18 protein-coding genes and 5 pseudogenes are annotated in these 19,890 nt (G+C 72.3%); 11 read left to right on the top strand and 12 right to left on the bottom strand.

The window, feature by feature from the left end; genetic code table 11:
- Window positions 1-25 precede the first annotated feature (25 nt).
- A pseudogene (locus QQK45_RS16580) lies at window positions 26-651 on the top strand (superoxide dismutase).
- A 116-nt stretch (window positions 652-767) separates the two neighbouring features.
- Here QQK45_RS16580 and QQK45_RS16575 read toward each other — a convergent pair.
- Window positions 768-1,127 (bottom strand): ArsR/SmtB family transcription factor, encoded by a 360-nt coding sequence (locus tag QQK45_RS16575; protein WP_284294204.1) that lies wholly within the window; start codon window positions 1,125-1,127, stop codon window positions 768-770.
- 9 nt (window positions 1,128-1,136) lie between these two features.
- On the opposite strand from QQK45_RS16575, the gene QQK45_RS16570 reads away from it, so the two are divergent.
- Window positions 1,137-1,559: a Gfo/Idh/MocA family protein gene (locus QQK45_RS16570; RefSeq protein ID WP_284295085.1), complete on the top strand. Its 423-nt coding sequence runs from the start codon at window positions 1,137-1,139 to the stop codon at window positions 1,557-1,559.
- Between the two features lie 152 nt (window positions 1,560-1,711).
- Here the strand turns inward: QQK45_RS16570 and QQK45_RS16565 are convergent, their stop codons facing one another.
- The 4 genes from QQK45_RS16565 to ctaC all read right to left on the bottom strand — a co-directional run bounded on the left by QQK45_RS16565 (window position 1,712) and on the right by ctaC (window position 5,430).
- Window positions 1,712-1,966 (bottom strand): hypothetical protein, encoded by a 255-nt coding sequence (locus QQK45_RS16565; protein WP_284294203.1) that lies wholly within the window; start codon window positions 1,964-1,966, stop codon window positions 1,712-1,714.
- Between the two features lie 349 nt (window positions 1,967-2,315).
- Window positions 2,316-2,714, bottom strand: a complete 399-nt coding sequence (locus tag QQK45_RS16560) for a cytochrome c oxidase subunit 4 (RefSeq protein WP_284294202.1) — start codon at window positions 2,712-2,714, stop codon at window positions 2,316-2,318.
- A complete protein-coding gene (gene ctaD / locus QQK45_RS16555) occupies window positions 2,711-4,492 on the bottom strand; it encodes an aa3-type cytochrome oxidase subunit I (protein ID WP_284295084.1) in 1,782 nt (593 codons plus the stop codon). Before ctaD ends, QQK45_RS16560 begins: the two co-directional genes overlap by 4 nt.
- Window positions 4,492-5,430 carry an aa3-type cytochrome oxidase subunit II gene (gene ctaC / locus QQK45_RS16550; protein ID WP_284294201.1) on the bottom strand — a complete coding sequence of 313 codons (939 nt, stop codon included), beginning with the start codon at window positions 5,428-5,430 and terminating at the stop codon, window positions 4,492-4,494. The genes ctaD and ctaC overlap by 1 nt, the downstream gene beginning before the upstream one ends.
- Window positions 5,431-5,742: 312 nt before the next feature.
- Between ctaC and QQK45_RS16545 the strand changes: the two are divergent.
- Both QQK45_RS16545 and QQK45_RS16540 read left to right on the top strand, forming a co-directional pair.
- A pseudogene (locus tag QQK45_RS16545) lies at window positions 5,743-6,849 on the top strand (cysteine desulfurase family protein); the annotation flags it as partial.
- Window positions 6,846-7,058, top strand: a pseudogene (locus QQK45_RS16540) (sulfurtransferase TusA family protein); the annotation flags it as partial. The pseudogenes QQK45_RS16545 and QQK45_RS16540, both read left to right, overlap by 4 nt.
- 96 nt (window positions 7,059-7,154) lie before the next feature.
- Here QQK45_RS16540 and erpA read toward each other — a convergent pair.
- Window positions 7,155-7,505: an iron-sulfur cluster insertion protein ErpA gene (gene erpA / locus QQK45_RS16535; RefSeq protein ID WP_036949817.1), complete on the bottom strand. Its 351-nt coding sequence runs from the start codon at window positions 7,503-7,505 to the stop codon at window positions 7,155-7,157.
- A gap of 259 nt (window positions 7,506-7,764) precedes the next feature.
- On the opposite strand from erpA, the gene nadA reads away from it, so the two are divergent.
- The 3 genes from nadA to QQK45_RS16520 all read left to right on the top strand — a co-directional run bounded on the left by nadA (window position 7,765) and on the right by QQK45_RS16520 (window position 10,248).
- Entirely contained in the window at window positions 7,765-9,009 is a 1,245-nt protein-coding gene (nadA, locus tag QQK45_RS16530) for a quinolinate synthase NadA (protein WP_284295083.1), read from the top strand.
- A 49-nt stretch (window positions 9,010-9,058) separates the two neighbouring features.
- The gene (locus QQK45_RS16525; protein WP_284294200.1) at window positions 9,059-9,595 is read left to right on the top strand and encodes an acyl-CoA thioesterase; all 537 of its coding nucleotides are present in this window, start codon (window positions 9,059-9,061) and stop codon (window positions 9,593-9,595) included.
- Between the two features lie 62 nt (window positions 9,596-9,657).
- Complete coding sequence (locus tag QQK45_RS16520) at window positions 9,658-10,248, top strand: DUF3043 domain-containing protein (protein ID WP_284294199.1); 591 nt, start codon at window positions 9,658-9,660, stop codon at window positions 10,246-10,248.
- Between the two features lie 32 nt (window positions 10,249-10,280).
- Here the strand turns inward: QQK45_RS16520 and QQK45_RS16515 are convergent, their stop codons facing one another.
- The 4 genes and pseudogenes from QQK45_RS16515 to QQK45_RS16500 form a co-directional block, all read right to left on the bottom strand.
- A complete protein-coding gene (locus tag QQK45_RS16515) occupies window positions 10,281-10,490 on the bottom strand; it encodes a hypothetical protein (RefSeq protein ID WP_284294198.1) in 210 nt (69 codons plus the stop codon).
- Window positions 10,491-10,503: 13 nt separating this feature from the next.
- Window positions 10,504-11,573 (bottom strand): annotated as a pseudogene (locus QQK45_RS16510) (quinone-dependent dihydroorotate dehydrogenase).
- Entirely contained in the window at window positions 11,570-12,016 is a 447-nt protein-coding gene (locus tag QQK45_RS16505) for a hypothetical protein (protein ID WP_284294197.1), read from the bottom strand. Before QQK45_RS16505 ends, QQK45_RS16510 begins: the two are co-directional and overlap by 4 nt.
- Before the next feature lie 41 nt (window positions 12,017-12,057).
- Complete coding sequence (locus tag QQK45_RS16500; RefSeq protein ID WP_284294196.1) at window positions 12,058-12,414, bottom strand: hypothetical protein; 357 nt, start codon at window positions 12,412-12,414, stop codon at window positions 12,058-12,060.
- A 68-nt stretch (window positions 12,415-12,482) separates the two neighbouring features.
- On the opposite strand from QQK45_RS16500, the gene QQK45_RS16495 reads away from it, so the two are divergent.
- Entirely contained in the window at window positions 12,483-13,949 is a 1,467-nt protein-coding gene (locus tag QQK45_RS16495) for a leucyl aminopeptidase (RefSeq protein ID WP_284294195.1), read from the top strand.
- 43 nt (window positions 13,950-13,992) lie between these two features.
- Here QQK45_RS16495 and QQK45_RS16490 read toward each other — a convergent pair whose 3' ends face one another.
- A complete protein-coding gene (locus QQK45_RS16490; protein ID WP_284294194.1) occupies window positions 13,993-14,346 on the bottom strand; it encodes an oxidoreductase in 354 nt (117 codons plus the stop codon).
- Window positions 14,347-14,526: 180 nt separating this feature from the next.
- On the opposite strand from QQK45_RS16490, the pseudogene lpdA reads away from it, so the two are divergent.
- The 3 genes and pseudogenes from lpdA (at window position 14,527) to QQK45_RS16475 (ending at window position 18,850) form a co-directional block, all read left to right on the top strand.
- Window positions 14,527-15,905 (top strand): annotated as a pseudogene (gene lpdA, locus QQK45_RS16485) (dihydrolipoyl dehydrogenase).
- Window positions 15,906-15,933: 28 nt separating this feature from the next.
- Complete coding sequence (sucB, locus tag QQK45_RS16480) at window positions 15,934-17,706, top strand: 2-oxoglutarate dehydrogenase, E2 component, dihydrolipoamide succinyltransferase (protein ID WP_284294193.1); 1,773 nt, start codon at window positions 15,934-15,936, stop codon at window positions 17,704-17,706.
- Window positions 17,707-17,890: 184 nt separating this feature from the next.
- On the top strand, window positions 17,891-18,850 hold the full coding sequence (locus QQK45_RS16475; protein WP_284294192.1) for a TIGR01777 family oxidoreductase: 960 nt from the start codon (window positions 17,891-17,893) through the stop codon (window positions 18,848-18,850).
- On the opposite strand, the gene QQK45_RS16470 is transcribed toward QQK45_RS16475, so the two are convergent.
- Window positions 18,847-19,845, bottom strand: a complete 999-nt coding sequence (locus QQK45_RS16470; protein ID WP_284294191.1) for an IS481 family transposase — start codon at window positions 19,843-19,845, stop codon at window positions 18,847-18,849. The genes QQK45_RS16475 and QQK45_RS16470 overlap by 4 nt on opposite strands.
- Window positions 19,846-19,890 lie beyond the last annotated feature (45 nt).

The raw sequence follows: 19,890 nt of genomic DNA, 5'->3' as shown, positions 1-19,890 counted from the left end.
ACCACATCCAGGAAGGTAGTGACGCATGGCTGTCTACACGCTCCCCGAGCTCCCCTACGACTACGCGGCGCTCGAGCCGCACATCTCCGGGCGCATCATGGAGCTCCACCACGACAAGCACCACGCCGCTTACGTGACGGGCGCCAACACGGCGCTCGACAAGCTGGCCGAGGCTCGCGAGTCCGGTGACCTCGCCGCCGTCAACCTGCACGAGAAGAACCTCGCGTTCAACCTCGGCGGTCACGTCAACCACTCTGTGTTCTGGCAGAACCTCTCCCCGACGGCGGCGGCGAGCCGACCGGCGAGATCGCTGCTGCGATCGACCAGGACTTCGGGTCGTTCGAGGCCTTCAAGAAGCACTTCGCCGCGACCGCGGCCGGCGTGCAGGGCTCCGGCTGGGCGATCCTCGCCTGGGACTCGATCGGCCAGAAGCTCATCATCGTCCAGCTCTACGACCAGCAGGGCAACATCGCCCTCGGCCTCGTCCCGCTCGTCGTCCTGGACGTCTGGGAGCACGCCTACTACCTGGACTACCAGAACGTGCGCGCCGACTACGTGACGGCCTGGTGGAACATCGTGAACTGGGCGGACGCCGACGCGCGCCTCGCACGGGCACGCACCCAGACCGCGGGGCTCATCGTCCCCGCCTGAGACCGCTGGGGCGCGCCTCGCGGCACCCATGCAGTGCCCGAAGGGCCGCATCCCTCGTTGAGGGATGCGGCCCTTCGCCGTACCGGCGTCAGAGGCGGTCGGTGTCGCCCCCGGGCTCAGGGCCGGTCGTCGGCACCGCGCTCGCGCTGCGACGGCGCCGCGAAGACGGCGTCCAGCAGCCCTGGCGCCAGCTCCTGCACGTGCTGCTCACGCAACCTGTTGAGACGTCGCCCGCTGCGGTCGTACTGCTCGATCACGCCGCTCTCCCGAAGGACGCGGAAGTGGTACGACGCCGTCGACCTGGGCAGGTCGTCATGCAGCACGCCGCAGCTCTGGGACTCACCGGCGGAACGGAGCCGGCGGACCATCTCGACCCGCACCGGGTCGGCCAGCGCCTGGAGGACCGCGAGGATCTCTCGAGACACCCGACCCGACGGTTCCATATTTTTCGAACCGCCCGGTAGTGTGCCCATCATGCTTCCAGAATATTCGAACGAGACGGCGGAGCCCCTTCGGAGCTCCGGGTCGGAGTCATCGGCGCGACCGGCTGGGCCGAGGTGTCGCACCTCCCGGCACTGGTCGCGACACCCGGTCTGCGGTTGACTGCTGTCTCGACCACCCGCGAGGAGTCGGCCCGACGAGCAGCGGAGCGGTGGGCCGCCCCGCACCACTTCACCACGGCGGCCGACCTGGCCCACTGCCCCGACGTCGACCTGATCACCGTCTCGGTCAAGGCGCCGCTGCACCGGAGCCTCATCGAGGAGGTCCTCGATGCCGGCAAGCCCATCCTCTACGAATGGCCGCTCGGAACGTCGGCGGCCGAGTCCGCGCATCTGGCGGAGACGCTCGAGGCCCGGGGAATCCGTGCGTTCGTGGCCCTTCAGGCCACGGCTCACCCGGTGCTGTAACAGCTCGGGACGTCCGTTCGCGACGGCCGGCTCGGGACGGTGCTCGCTGCCTCCGTCACGGGCACACGAGCGAGCAAGGATCCGTTGCCGACCCGCAGCGCCTACACGCTCCAGTCCGAGAACGGCGCCGGGATGATGTAGATCCTCGGTGGTCACAGCATCGCTGCCCTCGCGACGGCGGTCGGCATCCCGTTGGACGTGCTCACCCCGGGCGCGGGGACCGCGCGCCTGATCAACCCGCTGCGCACCACGGACGACTGCGGCCGCGTGACCGTGACCAGCCCGGACAGCGTCGCCGCGACCATCCCCATCGGCCCGATCGAGGGCAGGCTCGCTCTCGCCGACGGGGATGTCGGCCCCCGCACCACGATCAGCATCATCGGCTCCGAGGCTCGCGTCGACGCCACGACCACATCCGTCGAGGAGGTACGCCTGCGCCAGCCGCAGATGGCCGACTGGACAGCCAGACTCACACACGGCAAGACGTCCACGACATCGGCGCCGAACCGGACGACCTCCCGCTCGCCGCCCGTAACCCGGCGCGGCTCTACCGGACGATCCTCGACGACCTCCGTCACGGCACCACGGCGGCTCCGACCGCGTTCGACGCCGTGGCCGTGCATCGCGTCATCGAGAGCTGGCAACGACCAGCCGGCGCGTGACCGGGTCGCCGGACAGGTCAGTCCCCTCGACGACGAACGGCCGGGTCCGGTCCCTCAGGACAGACCCGGCCGCTGCCGGTGCGAGCTCGCCGCGTCAGTGCGCGTGCTGCCCGCGGGAGTACTCGAAGACCCAGCCGATGAGACCGACCACGCCGAGCGTGACGCCGATCCCGACGAGCCACCACCCGACCGCGAGGCCGAGGAAAGTCAGCGCGGCGGGGAAGGCGATGGCGAGCGGCCACCAGCTCCACGGCGCGTACACGCCCTGGTCGCCGGCGCCCTCGTCGATCTCGCCGTAGGGGTTGTCCTCGGGGCGCGGGTCGATCCGGCGCGCGGTCAGAGCGAGGAACACACCGATCATCGCTGACAGCGCCGCGACGAGGAAGATCCCGACCGTGCCGACAGGCTCCGCGTGGCTCCACAGGGTGTAGATCACGCCCATCAGCGCGAAGAACGGCGTCAGCAGGAGGAAGAGCTTGGACTCGAGCTTCACTTGGTTTCCTCCGTCCGGCCGCTACCGTGCTCCGGTCGGCCTTCGAGCCGCTCTATGGTCGCCTGGGTCTGACCGCGACGGTCTGCCTCGCCGAAGACCTGGGCGGCCGGCGATGGATGCACGTCAGGATGGTCCATCGCCGCGACCTCCGGGTGATGCAGGTCGAAGGCGGGCCGCTCGGAGCGGATGCGCGGCAGCGACGTGAAGTTGTGCCGTGGCGGTGGGCAGGAGGTCGCCCACTCGAGCGACATCCCGTATCCCCAGGGGTCGTCCACAGTGACCCTCGGCGCGTTGCGCCAGGTCGAGTAGACGTTCCACACGAACGGGATCATGGAGGCCGCAAGGATGAAGGAGCCGATGGTCGAAACCTGGTTCATCCACGTGAATCCGTCCTCGGGCGAGTAGTCCGCATACCGACGAGGCATGCCGTCGACGCCGAGCCAGTGCTGGACGAGGAACGTCGCGTGGAAGCCGACGAACAGCAGCCAGAAGTGGATCTTGCCGAGCCGCTCGTCGAGCATCCGGCCCGTCATCTTGGGCCACCAGAAGTAGAAGCCCGCGAACATCGCGAAAACGACGGTCCCGAAGACCACGTAGTGGAAGTGCGCGACCACGAAGTACGAGTCGGAGAGCTGGAAGTCCAGCGCCGGGCTCGCGAGGATGACGCCGGTCAGGCCACCGAAGAGGAAGGTGATCAAGAAACCGATCGACCAGAGCATCGGCGTATCGAACGTGAGCTTGCCGCGCCACATCGTGCCGATCCAGTTGAAGAACTTCACGCCGGTCGGGACCGCGATGAACATCGTCATGATGGAGAAGAACGGCAGGAGCACCGCGCCGGTCACGTACATGTGGTGCGCCCACACGGTGACCGACAGTGCCGCGATCGAGATCGTCGCGTAGACAAGACCCTTGTAGCCGAAGATCGGCTTGCGGCTGAAGACCGGCAGGATCTCCGAGATGATGCCGAAGAACGGCAGCGCGATGATGTAGACTTCGGGGTGCCCGAAGAACCAGAACAGGTGCTGCCAGAGCACCGCTCCGCCGTTATCGGGGTTGAACACCTGAGCGCCGAGCCTGCGGTCGGCACCGAGGCCGAGCAGCGCCGCCGCCAGGGGCGGGAACGCCATGAGCACGAGGATGCTCGTGATGAGCGCGTTCCACGTGAAGATCGGCATCCGGAACATGGTCATGCCCGGGGCGCGCATCGTCATGATCGTGGTGATGAAGTTGACCGCACCGAGGATGGTTCCGAAGCCGCTGAGCGCGAGCCCGAAGACCCACATGTCGCCACCGACACCTGGTGAGAACGTCGTGTCCGACAGCGGCGCGTACGCCGTCCAACCGAACGACGCCGCACCCTGCGGGGTGACGAAGCCGGCCACGGCGATGATCGAGCCGAACAGGTAGAACCAGTACGCGACCATGTTCAGGCGCGGGAACGCGACGTCGGGGGCGCCGATCTGCAGCGGCATGATGACGTTCGTGAAGCCCGCGAAGAGCGGCGTCGCGAACATCAGCAGCATGATCGTGCCGTGCATCGTGAAGAGCTGGTTGTACTGCTCACGGCTCTGCACGACCTGCAGGCCGGGCTCGAAGAGCTCCGCGCGGATCAGCAGCGCCATGACGCCACCGATGAGGAAGAACACGAACGAGCTGATGAGGTAGAGGTACCCGATCGTCTTGTGATCGGTGGAGGTGATCCACTTGATCACGGTCCGCCCGAGCGTCTGACGTCCGGTCCGCAGACCCGGGATCGTCTCGGCCTGCGCCGCCATCACTGACCCTCACCTTCCGTGGGCACGTTACCTGCCGTCTCGCCGTCGTTCTGCGAGCGGTCGTAGGCGTCCGACAGCAGCCCGGTCTGACCCGCGGCCCGCAGGGCCTCGATGTGCTGCTGATACTCCTGGTCCGAGACCACCTTGACGTTGAAGAGCATGCTCGAGTGCCACTCACCGCACAGCTCGGCGCACTTGCCGGCGTAGGTCCCCTCACGGAGCGGAGTGAGCTCGAACGAGTTCGGGTGGCCGGGGATGAGGTCCTCCTTGTAGAGGAACGCCGGGACCCAGAAGGAGTGGGCGACGTCGCGCGTCGTCAGGTTGAAGAGGACCTTCTTGCCGACGGGCAGGTAGAGCGTCGGCATGGCCTTGTCGGTGCCACGGGCGCCGTCGACCAGGTCGTCCTTGGTCAGTGAGCCCACATCCTGAGCCATGACACCGACCTCGTGGACGTCCTCGTTCACGTAGTTGAAGTCCCAGCTCCACTGCTTGCCGACGACGCCGATGGTGACGTCGGGCGTACCGCTGACCTTCTTGATCTCCGTGACGTCGCGGTTCGTGTAGAAGAACAGGACGAGGATCGCGACGATCGGGACGACCGTGTACATGATCTCGAGGGGCATGTGGTACCGCGTCTGGATGGGCAGGGCGTCGTCGCCCTTGCGCTTCCGGTACGCGGCGATGCACCAGATCATCAGGCCCCACGTGATCACGCCGACGACCAGCAGCGCGATCCAGGAACCGTTCCACAGGTGGGTGATCCGGGCGGTCTGGTCGGTGACCTGCTTGCCGTCGTCGTAGCCGGGCAGGAAGCCACGCTTCACTTTGTCGCTCGAGCAGCCGGACGCGAGCAGCGCGACCGAGCCGGCGAGAGCCGCTCCGGTGACGAGCTGCCACCTGCGGCGGCGGGGGTGTGCGGGTGCAAGGGGGCCTTTCACGTCACGTCAGGGTGGACCCGTGGCTCCACGAGTCCTCCGCAAGACCTTCGTTCTCGACACACGAAGCCTAGCGCGCGTTCCCGCGGGTCCGCGCCCGCGGCGCCCGGGACGATCCGCGCAGATCGGGCCGGCGCGAGAACGGGCCTTCCGGGTCCGGCCGGATTCCGCGGAACGACCCGTCCTTGCTGGCGGACCCCACCGATCTGTCAGATCGTTCGCCGCGTCTAGGGTGGTCGTTGTGACCGATCCCACCCCGTCCTCCGCTCCCCCGACGACGGCGGACGCGCCCCCGCGCGCGCGTGGCTCGACGCCTCGGGTGCGGCACGCGTCCACCCGGTCGCGCGACGGGCGTTCGAGCAGGCGCTCGACGACGGCTGGGCCGACCCGCGCCGGCTCAGCACCGAAGGTCGCCGGGCGCGGGCCCTCCTCGACGGGGCGCGGGAGTCGATCGCCGCGGCCGTGGGCGCGCGCACCGAGGAGGTCCACGTCGCGCCGTCGCACACGGCCGCGCTCCACGCGGCCGTCCTGGGGGCCGCAGCCGGGCGACGTCGCGCCGGCACCCGCGCCGTGGTGAGCGCCGTCGAGCGGGCCGCGGTGCTGCACGCCGGCGAGCACGCCGGGCTCGACGTCGTGCGCGTGCCCGTCGCGCGCACGGGGGCGGTCGACGAGGAGGCCTTCGCCGCCGCCCTGGACGACGAGCCCACCGCGTTCGCCGCCCTGCAGCACGCGAACGGCGAGGTCGGCACGCTCCAGCCGACGGGCGCCGTGCACGCCGCCACGAGCGCGCGCGGGGTGCCGTTGCTCGTCGACGGCGGCGCGAGCGCCGGGCACGTGGAGCTGGGGGCGGCGTGGGACCTCCTCGCCCTCGACCCGCGCGACTGGGGGTCGATCCCCGGCACGGGCGTGCTCGTGGTCCGGCGCGGGGTGCGGTGGCGTCCCGTCGTGCCCGAGGACGACGACCGCTTCTTCCCCGGCGGGCCGTCGGTGCCTGCGGCGTTCGCGGCCGCGGCGTCGCTCGAGGCCGTGCTCGCCGCCCGCGCCGAGGAGGATCACCGGCGGCGCGCTCTCGTCGACCTGGTCCGGAGGCGCGTCGCGGCCGAGGTGCCCGACGTCGAGGTGGTCGGCGACCCGGACGACCGGCTGCCGCACGTCGTGACGTTCTCGTGCCTCTACGTCGACGGCGAGGCGCTCGTCACGGAGTTCGACCGGGCCGGCTTCGCGGTCGGGTCGGGCTCGGCCTGCACGTCGAGCTCGCTCGAGCCGTCCCACGTGCTCGCGGCGATGGGTGTCCTCACGCACGGCAACGTGCGGATCGGGCTCGACCGGGAGGCGACCCGGGACGACGTCGAGCGGTTCCTCGCCGTGCTGCCCGGCGCCGTCGCGCGGGTGCGCGCCCTCCTGGGGGCGCAGGCCCTGTGAGCTCCGCCGTCGTCGTCGACGCACGCGGTCTGCGCTGCCCGCTGCCGGTCATCCGGCTCGCCGCGGTGGCCCGCGACGCCGCCCCGGGTGCCCTCCTGACCGTCCTCGCCACCGACCCCGCCGCCGAGCACGACGTGCCGGCGTGGGCACGGATGCGCGGCCACGCCGTCGTCGGCTCCGAGCACGACGAAGCCGCGGGCACCTGGTCGCTCACCGTGGAGGTGAGGGCCAGGCCCCCGCGGCCTGAGCGGCTCGCGGCGAAACCGCGGCCTGAGTCGCTGCCCGGTCCGGGTCCGGGCGACCCGTCAGCTGAAGGAGCCGCCGCAGGCGCAGGAGCTGCCGGCGTTCGGGTTGTCGATCGTGAAGCCCTGCTTCTCGATGGTGTCCGCGAAGTCGATCGTCGCGCCCTCGAGGTAGGGGACGCTCATGCGGTCCACGACGACCTCGACGCCGTCGTAGTCGCGCAGCGCGTCACCGTCGAGCACGCGCTCGTCGAAGTAGAGCTGGTAGATCAGGCCGGAACAGCCGCCGGGCTGGACGGCGACCCGCAGGCGGAGGTCGTCGCGTCCCTCCTGCTCGAGGAGGCTGCGGACCTTGTCCGCGGCGACGTCGGTGAGGTTCACGCCGTGGGTGGCGATCTCGGTCGTCTCGCTCATGTTCGTTCTCCGCTGGTCGCAGGGGCCGGGCCCCGGGTCTTGGCGCCGGGTGGCATGCCCGGACGTCTGCAGCAGCGTCAACCGCGCGTCGCGCGATCCTGTTCCCGAGTCCCGGGAACCTCTGCCGGACACCCGGACCGGTCGTCCGGCCCGACGACGCCGCGGTGGCGCCGCTCACCCAGCGTACGCCCGGCGAGTGGTGCGGCACGGTGAGGGCCGCGGGCCGGATACACCTCCGACACCGCGGCCCGTGCGTGCGATGATCGGATGCGTGACCACGTTGCTCGAGACGTCCAGCGGAGCCCGCTTCGCGGAGCCGGCCCCCTCTCCCCTCCTCCTGCTCGGGCAGGGGCGCGACCTCGCGTCCGAGCGGGGCGTCGAGTGCGCCGGGGCGCTGCCCGCGGCCTCCGACCCCGACCTCGTCGAACGTGCGGTCGCCGCGCGCGCCGCGCTGGGCGACCGGGCGTTCGTGCTGGGCCACCACTACCAGCGCGACGAGGTGATCCGGTTCGCCGACGTCACGGGCGACTCCTTCAAGCTCGCGCGCGAGGCCGCGGCACGGCCCGAGGCAGAGTTCGTGCTGTTCTGCGGCGTCCACTTCATGGCCGAGTCCGCGGACATCCTGACCTCGGACGCTCAGCAGGTCGTGCTGCCCGACCTCGCGGCGGGCTGCTCCATGGCCGACATGGCCGCGATCGACCAGGTCGACGAGGCGTGGGACGTGCTCGACGACCTCGGGCTCGCCGGGCGCACGGTCCCGGTCACGTACATGAACTCGTCCGCGGCGATCAAGGCGTTCACGGGGCGCCACGGCGGCACGGTGTGCACGTCGTCGAACGCGGAGGTGGCGCTGCGCTGGGCGTTCGAGCGTGCGGACGCCGCCGGGGCGGCCGAGGGCGCGGGTGGCGGCGCGGGCAAGATCCTGTTCCTCCCCGACCAGCACCTGGGCCGCAACACGGCCGTGCTCCAGCTGGGCATCCCGCTCGAGGCGTGCGTCGTCTACGACCCGCGCAAGCCCGACGGCGGCCTGACGGAGGCCGAGCTCGCGGCGGCGCGCGTCATCCTGTGGCGCGGCCACTGCTCGGTGCACGGCCGGTTCTCTGCCGGGAACGTCGAGGCGATCCGCGCCGCGGTGCCCGACGTGACCGTCATGGTGCACCCCGAATGCAAGCACGAGGTCGTCACCGCGGCGGACCAGGTGGGCTCGACCGAGTTCATCATCAGGGCGCTCGACGCCGCGGAGCCGGGCTCGAGCTGGGCGATCGGCACGGAGCTCAACCTGGTGCGTCGCCTCGCGGCCCAGCACCCGGAGCTCCGGGTCCACTACCTCGACTCGACGGTCTGCTTCTGCTCGACGATGAACCGGATCGACCTGCCGCACCTCGTCTGGGCGATGGAGCGGCTCGTCGAGGGCCGCACGGTGAACCGGATCGTCGTCGACCCCGACGACGCCCACTGGGCGCGCGTGGCGCTCGACCAGATGCTCGCGCTGCCCGGCATCTGAGCCGGCCCGGTTACCCGAGACCCCGAGTCCCGGGTAGTAGCCTGCTCGGGTGACCCGTCAGATCCAGCTCGCGCTCGCTGCCGTGCGCCCGCGCAAGGCCGACCCGTCCGTCCCCGTCCTGGGGCCCTCGATCACGCGCATGCGCGTGCACCCGGGCGACCTCGACTACTACTGGCACGTCAACAACGGCACGTACCTGCAGATGATGGACGTCGCGCGCACCCACTACATGGCGGACATCGACGCGCTCGGCGCGCTCAAGGAGCGCGGCTGGTACGCCGTCGTCGCGGCGTCGACGATGAAGTACCGGCGTTCGCTCAAGCTCGGCGAGCGGTTCGAGATCCGCACCCGGGTGCTCGGCTGGGACGAGCGGGTCGTCTACATGGAGCAGTCGTTCTGGCGTGGCGAGGTGCTCAGCGCGCGCGGGCTCGTCGCAGGCCGGTTCCTGCACCGTGACGGCTCGCGGGTGCCCGCACCCGAGGTGATCGCGTTCCTCGCGAGCCTCCACGGCCGTGAGGTCGAGGAGCCCGAGCTGCCCGACGACGTCGCCGCCTGGGCGCGTGCCGTGGACGTCGCTCCCCGCTGACGTCCGCGGTCGGCATGGCGGACGCGCAGGGAACGTCCAGGAGCCTCGACTATCCTCGACCCGTGGCACTCCTTCGCAACAAGCAGTCAGAGACCCCTGAGCCGACGCCGGGGCTCCTCCCCGGGACCGGCGACGGCAAGGGTCGCCCGACGCCCAAGCGCAAGGAGGCCGAGGCCGCCAACAAGCGCCCGCTCGTCCCGACGGACCGCAAGTCCGCGGGCCGCGACGCGAAGTCGCAGCAGCGCGAGGCGCGCGCCCGCCAGTACCAGGCCATGAAGGCCGGCGACGAGCGCTACCTGCCCGCCAAGGACAAGGGCCCGTCCCGCCGCTACGTGCGCGACTACGTGGACGCACGCTGGAACATCGCCGAGTTCTTCCTGCCGATCGCGCTCGTGTTCTTCGTCGTGATGATCGCGACGACCGGTCGAGCGGGAGCCGCGTCCTTCGTGATCCTCGCCGCGCTCTATCTGCTCGTGCTGATCGCCGTCGTGGACGCCGTGATCATGTGGTTCGGCCTCAAGAAGCGCCTGCGAGCCAAGTTCGGCGAGGTCCCCAAGGGCACGGCGTTCTACGCCGTCATGCGCGCCTTCCAGCTCCGCCGGTCGCGCATGCCGAAGCCCGCGCACGCCAAGCACGGCGTCTACCCGAAGTGATCCCGGGCCTCCCCGCGGCGTAGGACAGGCGCTCAGCCCACCCGCAGCGCCACCGCGGGCGCGGCGGCCTCGCCCTCGTGTAGGACCGTCGCGGTCGCCACGCCCTGAGCGGCGAGCGTCCGCCAGGTCTCCCCGAGCCACAGCTCGGCGTCGTACTGGTTGGTGAAGAGCGGCGTCGCGGGCTCCGCGAGCTCACGCCCCTCGCCGTCGGCGAAGCGCCACGTCCACTGCGGCCTGATCATCCCCGTGCTCCCCTCACTGTCCGGGCTCGGACGGCGCCGCCGTCGTGAGCGCACGGTTGATGCGCGAGGCCCAGAACGGGCCCTCGTAGATGAACGCCGTGTACCCCTGCAGCAGGTCCGCGCCCGCCTCGAGGTAGGCGCGGGCGTCGTCGACGGTCGTGATGCCGCCCACGCCGATGATGACGGGTCCGGTGCCGAGACGCTCGCGCAGGCGCCGCACGACGTCCAGCCCGCGCGGCAGCAGCGGCGGACCCGAGAGCCCTCCCGGGCCGAGGTCGTGGGCGATCGTCGTGTTGACCGCGACCACGCCGTCGAGGCCGAGCTCGAGCACCAGGTCCGCGACGGCGTCCACGTCGGCGTCCACGAGGTCGGGCGCGATCTTCACCAGGAGGGGGACGCGCGGCCCGCCCGAGCCGGCGGTGGCGGCGTCCGCGGCCTCCCGGACCGCGACGAGGATCGGCCGCAGGGACTCCACCGACTGCAGGTCCCGCAGACCGGGGGTGTTCGGCGACGACACGTTGACGACGAGGTAGTCGGCGTACGGGGCGAGCAGCCCGGCGCTGGTCGCGTAGTCCGCGGCCGCGTCCGCCGCAGGGGTCACCTTGGTCTTGCCGATGTTCGCCCCGACGACGACGGCCCGGCCCCCGACGTCCTCCGGAGCCGCTTCAGGCGCTCGGCCGCCGCCGCGGCACCCCGGTTGTTGAAGCCCATCCGGTTGCGGAGCGCCCGCTGGTCGAGCACGCGGAAGCTCCGGGGCTTGTCGTTGCCGGGCTGCGCGTGCGCCGTCACCGTGCCGACCTCGACGAACGCGAACCCGATCGTCGCGAGGCCGCGGACCGCGAGCGCGTCCTTGTCGAACCCTCCGGCGAGCCCGAGGGGCGCGGGGAACGACCGGCCGAGCGCCTGGACCGAGCCGGGGCCGCGCGTCGTGCTCTCGGCGAAGGGCGCGAGCGTGCGCCGCATGACCGTGCGCACGCCGGGCACCACCCCGACCGCCCGGATGACGGGGAACGCGAGGTGGTGCGCCCGCTCGGGGTCAAGGTGCCGGAAGAAGCCCCGGAACAGGGCGCCGTAGACCTTCACGCGGAGGTTCCTTCCTCGGCGGCGTGCGGCCGCGTGTGCCACAGCCACCACAGGCCGACGAACGGCAGGACGAGCGGGATGTAGCCGTACCCGGACCCGAAGCCCGACCACACGGTCGAGGCGGGGAACGCGTCGGCGTCGGCGAGCGAGGCGATCCCGACGGCGAGCACACCCACGAGCTCGACCGAGCACGACACCCAGGCGACCCCGCGCCAGGCCCCGCCGCGCCACAGCGCGACCGTCGCGAGGATGTACACCACGGCGGCCAGCAGGGACAGCAGGTACGCGAGCGGCGCGTCGGAGAACTTGGTCGCGAGCTCGTAGCTCGCACGACCCGTCGCCGCGAGCGCCAGGATCCCGTAGACGGCCACGAGCACGCGCCCGAACCCGGCTCGGGTGGGTGGCGTGTCGTCGTGCGGCGCCTCGGGCTGCTCGGCGGTCACGGCTGTCTCCTTGCTCTCGGTCGTCTCGGGGCGGGGCACGCTCAACCGGTCCAGACCTGGGTCATGCGCAGCTGCAGGAACGCGACCGTCACGGCCGCGAGCAGCAGCACCACGGAGCTCCAGCGGGTCCGCTCCGCGAACGCGACCGCGGCCGCGAACGGGAGCACGAGCAGCGAGGCCGCGACGTACCCCCAGAACAAGCCCGGGCTGCTGACGCTCTCCGAGCCGGCGAGCAGCACACCCGCGACCACGGCCTCGACGACGAGCAGCGCCTCCACGACGGACGCGCCCCAGAGCTGGCGCAGGATCACCGGCCGGTCCCGGTACACGAACCATCCCGCCCACGCGGCGAGCGCCAGGCTCGCGGCGACCACGAGCACGGTGAGAGGGACGGTCACGCCCCGAAGCCTACCGGGAGCGCCCGATCCGCCCGGTCCGGCCCGTGCACCGGCGTTAGCATCGCCGGGTGACAGACCTCACCGTGACCACCTCCTCCCCCGCCTCCCTCGACGTCGACGCACTGGTCGTCGGCGCCGTCCGCACCGAGCTCGGGCCGCGCGTCCTCGCGGACGCCCTGCCCGCGGCGGCCGCGACCCGGCTCGCCTCGCTCGCCCCTGCCCTCGGCATCACCGGCTCGCCCGACGACGTCCACCGCTTCCCCGCGCCCGACGGCGTCGCCGCCCGGGTCGTCGTCGTGACCGGCCTGGGATCCGACCCCGACGACGCCGAGGCCCTGCGCCGCGGTGCCGGCGCGGCGGTCCGCACGCTCGCGGGGACGTCGACGGTCGCCGTCGCGCTGCCGGTCGCGACGGACGACGCGGTCGCCGCCGTCCTCGAGGGCGCGGCGCTGGGCGCGTACGCGTTCGACCGCTACACGACCGACCCGGAGAAGCCCGCCGCCGTCGGCGCCGTCCAGGTCGTCGTGCCGGACGCGAAGGCGGCGCGGGACGCGGCCGAGCGCGCACGGGTCCTCGCGGCGTCGGTCCACCTGGTCCGCGACCTCGTGAACGCCGCCCCCAACGACCTGTACCCCGAGGCGTTCGCGAGCGCCGCCAAGGACGCCGCGAAGGGCACGGGCGTCAAGGTGACGGTGCTCGACGACAAGGCGCTCGCGTCGGGCGGGTACGGCGGCCTGGTGGCCGTCGGTCAGGGCTCGGTGCGCGGCCCGCGGCTGGTCAAGGTCGCCTGGGCCCCCTCCAAGCCGGCCGCGAAGGTCGCGCTCGTCGGGAAGGGCATCACGTTCGACTCGGGCGGCATCTCGCTGAAGCCGCCGACGTCGATGGTCGCGATGAAGTCCGACATGGCCGGCGCGGCCGCGGTGCTCGGGACCGTCCTCGCGGCGGCCCGGCTCAAGCTGCCCGTCGCGGTCACGGGCTGGCTGTGCCTCGCCGAGAACATGCCGTCGGGCACCGCGCAGCGCCCGAGCGACGTCATCACGATCCGCGGCGGCAAGACCGTCGAGGTCCTCAACACGGACGCCGAGGGACGTCTGGTCCTCGCCGACGGCCTCGTCGCGGCGATCGAGGAGGGCCCGGACGTGGTGCTCGACGTCGCGACCCTCACGGGTGCGCAGCTGGTCGCGCTCGGCGCGCGGGTGTCCGCCGTCATGGGGACCGACGCCGTGCGCGACGAGGTCGTGGCCGCCGCCGGCCGCGCGGGCGAGCAGTTCTGGCCCATGCCGCTGCCGGCCGAGCTGCGCGAGTCGCTGTCCTCGAAGGTCGCGGACATCGCCAACATCGGCGAGCGGCACGGCGGGATGCTCGTGGCGGGTCTGTTCCTCAAGGACTTCGTCGGGAGCACACCGTGGGCGCACCTCGACATCGCGGGCCCCGCGTTCAACGAGGCGTCGGCGTTCGGCTACACGCCGGTCGGCGGGACGGGCGTCGCCGTACGCACGCTCCTCGAGCTGGTCGAGTCGCGCGCGAACCGCTGACGGCCGCGGCGCAGGGCCGCCTCCTGCGCGGGGCGGCCCTGCGTCAGGCCTCGCCCCGCCGACGGCGCGTGTTCCACTCCCGCATCCGCTGCGGGTAGCCCGTGCGGCGCACGTCGTACAGGGGGATGCCGAGGTCGTCGGCGAGCCCGCGCGCGGCCTTCTCGTCGGGCACGCGACGGCGGGTCCACTCCCCGGTGGTCGCGATGAGGAGCAGCGTCGTCGGCATGTCGCCGGTCGCGGGCTCGAGGTACGCCTCCACGCCGACGCGCGTGGTCACGAACGTCCGGAAGTGCTCGGTGGTCGCGCGGCGCGCGTCGGCCTGCGAGAGCGGCGCGTCGGGCGCGGGGCCTGACGACGAGCCGGACGAGCGGGAGAACAGGCGGCGCAGCCGGGACATGCGCGTAGCGTAGCCGGGCCGCCGCGGTGGTCCGGGGCGCGGCTGCGGTGCGAGCACCGTCACACCCGCGCCGGGCCGCGCCGATTGGGGCCCGCGCGGCGATGGTGCCAAGATGAGGAGGTTGGTCTGGCGCCGTCGTGCCCGGACCGGACCCGTCGGAGCAGATCGCAGGAGGAGCACGTGGCCGAGACCCGCACGTTCGACGTCGTCGTGCTGGGCGGCGGGAGCGGCGGGTACGCGACGGCTCTGCGCGCGGCGCAGCTCGGGCTGACGGTCGCGCTCGTCGAGGAGGGCAAGCTCGGCGGCACCTGCCTGCACCGCGGCTGTATCCCCACCAAGGCGCTCCTGCACGCCGCCGAGGTCGCCGACGCCGCCCGCGAGTCGGAGACGTTCGGGGTGCGCGCCACGTTCGACGGCATCGACATGGCGGCGCTCGCCACGTACAAGGACGGCGTGGTCGCGGGCCTGTACAAGGGCCTCCAGGGCCTCATCTCGTCGCGCGGCATCACGCTCGTCGCGGGGCACGGGAAGCTCGTCTCCCCCGACACGGTCGACGTGGGCGGCGAGCGGTACACGGGGCGCAACGTCGTCCTCGCGACGGGCTCGTACTCGCGCACGCTGCCGGGCATCGAGATCGGCGGCCGCGTCATCACGTCCGAGCAGGCGCTCGAGCTCGACTACGTCCCCGCTCCGCGCTCGTGCTCGGCGGTGGTGTGATCGGTGTCGAGTTCGCGTCCGTGTGGCGGTCGTTCGGCGCGGACGTGCACGTCGTCGAGGCGCTCGACCACCTCGTGCCCGCCGAGGACCTCGCCGTCTCCAAGGCCCTCGAGCGCGCGTTCCGCAAGCGCGGCATCGGCTTCACGCTCGGCGACCGCTTCGCGTCCCTCTCCGAGACCGACTCCGGCGTCCGCATGACCCTCGAGTCCGGGAAGGCCCTCGACGCCGAGGTCCTCCTCGTCGCCGTCGGGCGCGGCCCCCGGACCGCCGGCCTCGGCTTCGAGGAGCAGGGCGTGCGGCTCGACCGCGGGTTCGTCGTCGTCGACGAACGCCTCCACACCGGCGTCGGGAACGTCTACGCGACCGGTGACATCGTGCCCGGCCTCCAGCTCGCGCACCGCGGGTTCGCGCAGGGCATCTACGTCGCCGAGCAGATCGCCGGGCTCGAGCCCGCGCCGATCGACGAGACCGGCATCCCCCGCGTCACCTACTCGGACCCGGAGGTCGCGTCCGTCGGCCTCACCGAGCAGGCCGCGCGCGAGCGCTTCGGCGCCGACGCGGTCGAGACGCTCGACTACAGCCTCGCCGGCAACGGCCGCAGCAAGATCCTCGCGACGCAGGGCTTCGTCAAGCTCGTGCGCCGCACGGACGGCCCGGTCGTCGGGGTCCACCTCGTCGGTGCCCGCGTCGGCGAGCTCGTCGGCGAGGCCCAGCTCATCGTGAACTGGGAGGCGCATCCCGAGGACGTCGCCGCCCTCGTCCACGCCCACCCCACGCAGAACGAAGCCCTGGGCGAGGCACACCTCGCCCTGGCCGGCAAGCCTCTGCACGCCCACAACTGACGACACAATCGAAGGAGACCCCCAGGTCATGTCCGAAAACGTGCAGATGCCGGCTCTCGGCGAGTCCGTCACCGAGGGCACCGTCACCCGCTGGCTCAAGCAGGTCGGCGACGACGTCGCCGTCGACGAGCCCCTGCTCGAGGTCTCGACCGACAAGGTCGACACCGAGATCCCGTCGCCCGTCGCGGGCAAGCTCGAGCAGATCCTCGTGCAGGAGGACGAGACCGTCGAGGTCGGCGCGGTCCTCGCTGTGATCGGCGACGGCTCCGGCGCCGGTGCTGCGGCCCCGGCCGCCGAGGAGGCGCCCGCCGCGGCCGCCGAGCCCGAGCCCGAGCCGGCCCCCGCCCAGCCCGAGGCCGCGCCGGCGCCGGCCGAGCCCGAGCCCGCTCCCGCAGCGGCCGAGGCCCCCGCCGCGCCGTCCCAGGGCGGCGGCGAGGAGATCACGCTCCCCGCGCTCGGCGAGTCGGTCACCGAGGGCACCGTGACCCGCTGGCTCAAGCAGGTCGGCGACGCGGTCGAGGTCGACGAGCCTCTCCTCGAGGTCTCGACCGACAAGGTCGACACCGAGATCCCGTCGCCCGTCGCGGGCACGCTCCAGCAGATCCTCGTCCAGGAGGACGAGACCGTCGAGGTCGGCGCCGTGCTCGCCGTCGTCGGCTCGGGTGCGGCCGCCCCGGCGGCTCCCGCTCCTGCCGCGGCTCCCGAGCCCGCCGCAGCGCCGGAGCCCGCCCCGGCTCCTGCCGCCGAGCCGGCGCCTGCTCCGGCACCCGCGCCCGAGCCCGCATCCGTCCAGGAGCCCGCCGCTCCCGCGGCGCCGGCACCCGCCGCCGCTCCGGCCCCGGCTCCCGCCGCGGCCCCCGCGACCGGCGGCAAGTCGTACCTGACGCCGCTGGTGCGCAAGCTCGCCGCGGACAAGGGCGTCGACCTGTCCACCGTGACCGGCACCGGCGTGGGTGGCCGCATCCGCAAGGAGGACGTCCTCGAGGCGGCCCGCAAGGCCGAGCAGGCCGCGGCCGCTCCGGCACCTGCGGCGGCCTCGTCCGCCCCGGCCGCCGCGCCGAAGGCCGCGCTCGAGACCTCGCCGCTGCGCGGGACCACCGAGAAGGCCACCCGGCTGCGCAAGATCATCGCCGAGCGCATGGTCGACGCCCTGCACTCGCAGGCGCAGCTCACGACGGTCGTCGAGGTCGACGTGACGAAGGTCGCGGCGCTGCGTGCCCGCGCGAAGGAGAGCTTCAAGGCGCGCGAGGGTGCGAACCTCACGTTCCTGCCGTTCTTCACGCTGGCCGCGATCGAGGCGCTCAAGGCGTTCCCGAAGGTCAACGCCTCGTTCGACGGCGAGACCATCACGTACCCGGCGCAGGAGAACGTGGGCATCGCGGTCGACACGCCGCGCGGTCTCGTCGTCCCCGTCATCAAGGATGCCGGGGACCTCAACCTCGGCGGCATCGCGCGCAAGATCGTCGACCTCGCCGGCCGCACGCGCGACAACAAGATCGGCCCCGACGAGCTCTCCGGCGGCACGTTCACCATCACGAACACCGGCTCGGGCGGCGCGCTCATCGACACGCCGATCGTCCCGGGCGGCACGTCCGCGATCCTCGGCACGGGCACGATCGTCAAGCGCCCCGCGGTGATCAAGGACGCGGACGGGAACGACGTGATCGGCATCCGGTCGCTCTGCTACATCTTCCTGTCGTACGACCACCGGCTCGTCGACGGTGCGGACGCTGCGCGGTTCCTCACCGCGATCAAGGCCCGCATCGAGGAGGGCGCGTTCGAGGCCGAGGTCGGCCTCTGACGGTCGCCCCTCTCGTCGTGACGCCCTGACCGGCGCGCGACAGCGGCACGCCTGACGGCGCTCTCGTCCACGGACGGGGGCGCCGTCGTCGTCCCCGGCTCCGACCTGTCAGAACCTCCTACCCGTCGACGGTGGCGAGGTTCTGACGACCCGCGGCGGGCGGGATGGTCTAGCGTCGGCGGGTATGGAGGAGGCGCGTGGCAGCACGGTCGTGGTCGCGGGGTCGGGCGGACTGATCGGCTCGGCGCTCGTGGCGTCGATGCGCGCCGACGGGGTACGGGTCCGGCGGCTCGTGCGGCCGGGGAGCGTTCGCCCCTCGGGCGCCGACGACGGCGTCACGTCGGTCCCGTGGGACCCCGACCGCGGCGTGCTGACGGCCGAGGCGCTCGACGGCGCGGACGTCGTCGTGAACCTGGGCGGCGTGGGCATCGGGGACCGTCGGTGGACGCGGCGCTACCGCGCCCTGCTGCGCAGCTCGCGCCTGGCCGGCACAGGTCTGCTCGCCCGCGAGCTGGCCCGCCACGGGGTGGACGCACCGGCCCTGGTCCAGGCGTCCGCGATGGGCGTGTACGGGGACCGTGGCGACGAGCCGCTACCGGAGACGGCGCGGCGCGGCGACGGCTTCCTGGCCGATCTCGTGACGGACTGGGAGGCCGCGACCGACCCGGCCCGGGACGCCGGCGTGCGGGTCGTCCTGCTGCGCACGTCCCTCGTCCTCACGCCCGACGGCGGCGCTCTCGGCCGCCTGCTCCCGCTCCTCCGGGCGGGCCTCGGCGGCCCGCTGGGCGACGGTCGCGAGATCTGGAGCTGGATCACGCTCGAGGACCACGTCCGCGCGATCCGGCACCTCGCGGCGTCGGGCGTGCACGGTCCGGTGAACCTCGCGTCGCCCGACCCGGTGCCGAACGCCGAGCTGACCCGCGCGCTCGGGCGCGCCCTGCACCGGCCCGCGGTGCTGCGGGTGCCCGCGCCGGCGCTCCGTCTCGCGCTCGGCGGTTTTGCGGGCGACATCCTCGCCTCGGCGCGGCTCGTGCCGCGCGTCCTCGATGCCGACGGGTTCCGGTGGTCCCAGCCGCGGCTGGCCGACGCCGTCGGCTGGCTCGTCCGCGAGCTCCGCACCGCGGCCGAGGAGCGCCCGAGCTAGCTGTGATGTCCAGGCAGGTTGTTGTCGATCCTGCTGATGGGTGGGGCTCCGATGGCGGAGTGGTGCCTGTGGTGATTGTAGAAGTGGAGCCAGCCGGGTAGCGCGGATCGGCGCTCGGATTCGGATCCGTAGAAGCGGGCGTAGGCCCAGCCGTCGGCGAGGGTGCGGTGGAAGCGCTCGATCTTCCCGTTGGTCTGCGGCCGGTAGGGGCGGGTCTTCTTCGCGGTGATCCCGAGCTGCGTGCAGGCGTCGCGCCAGGCGTGGGACTTGTAGGCAGACCCGTTGTCCGAGAGAACCCGCTCGACGGTGACGCCGCGGGCAGCGAACCAGGACACCGCGCGGCGCAGGACACCGATCGCGGTGTCTGCCTTCTCGTCGGCATGGATCTCTGCGTAGGCGACGCGGGAGTGGTCGTCGATCACGGTATGCACGAACGCAGTGCCGAGCTTGGGCTCGTGACGGTGGTTCCTGTTCTTCGTGCGGTTGGCGGTGGCTTCCCGGTTGCGCTCGCCTTGGACGCGTCCGACGAATCGCCAGCCGCCACCATCGGGGATGTTGCCGAACTTCGTGACGTCGACATGGATCAGCGAGCCGGGGTGGTCGTGCTCGTAACGGCGGATCGACTCACCGCTAACTCGGTCGATATGGCTGAGCCTGTTGATCCGGCAGCGCACCAGGACCGCGTGAACGGTCGATGCGGGCAGGCCGAGCTCGCCGGCGATCTGTATCGGTCCCAGTCGGCGTCGCCACCGCCTCTTCACGATCTGCTTAACCACGGGCAGTGGTGTCTTCGTCGGCATCGACCATGGTCGGCTCGAACGATCGGCCATCCCGGCGGGTCCCTCCGAACGCAGCCGGGCCGCCCACTTGCGGGCAGTGACGGGCGAGACCATGAACATCTTCGCTGCGACCTGCGGCGACCAGTGATCCTCGACGATCAAGCGCGCCAGCCGCAGCCGGGCACGCGGGGTCAGAGCAGCGTTAGCGTGGGACACGAGGGCCTCCCGGTTCGTGAAGCGGTTGAACTCAACAACTCCACT

The organism is Luteimicrobium album (assembly GCF_030161555.1).
In the GTDB taxonomy this organism is placed as follows: domain Bacteria; phylum Actinomycetota; class Actinomycetes; order Actinomycetales; family Cellulomonadaceae; genus Luteimicrobium; species Luteimicrobium album.
This window is presented reverse-complemented; position numbering and strand designations above follow the sequence as displayed.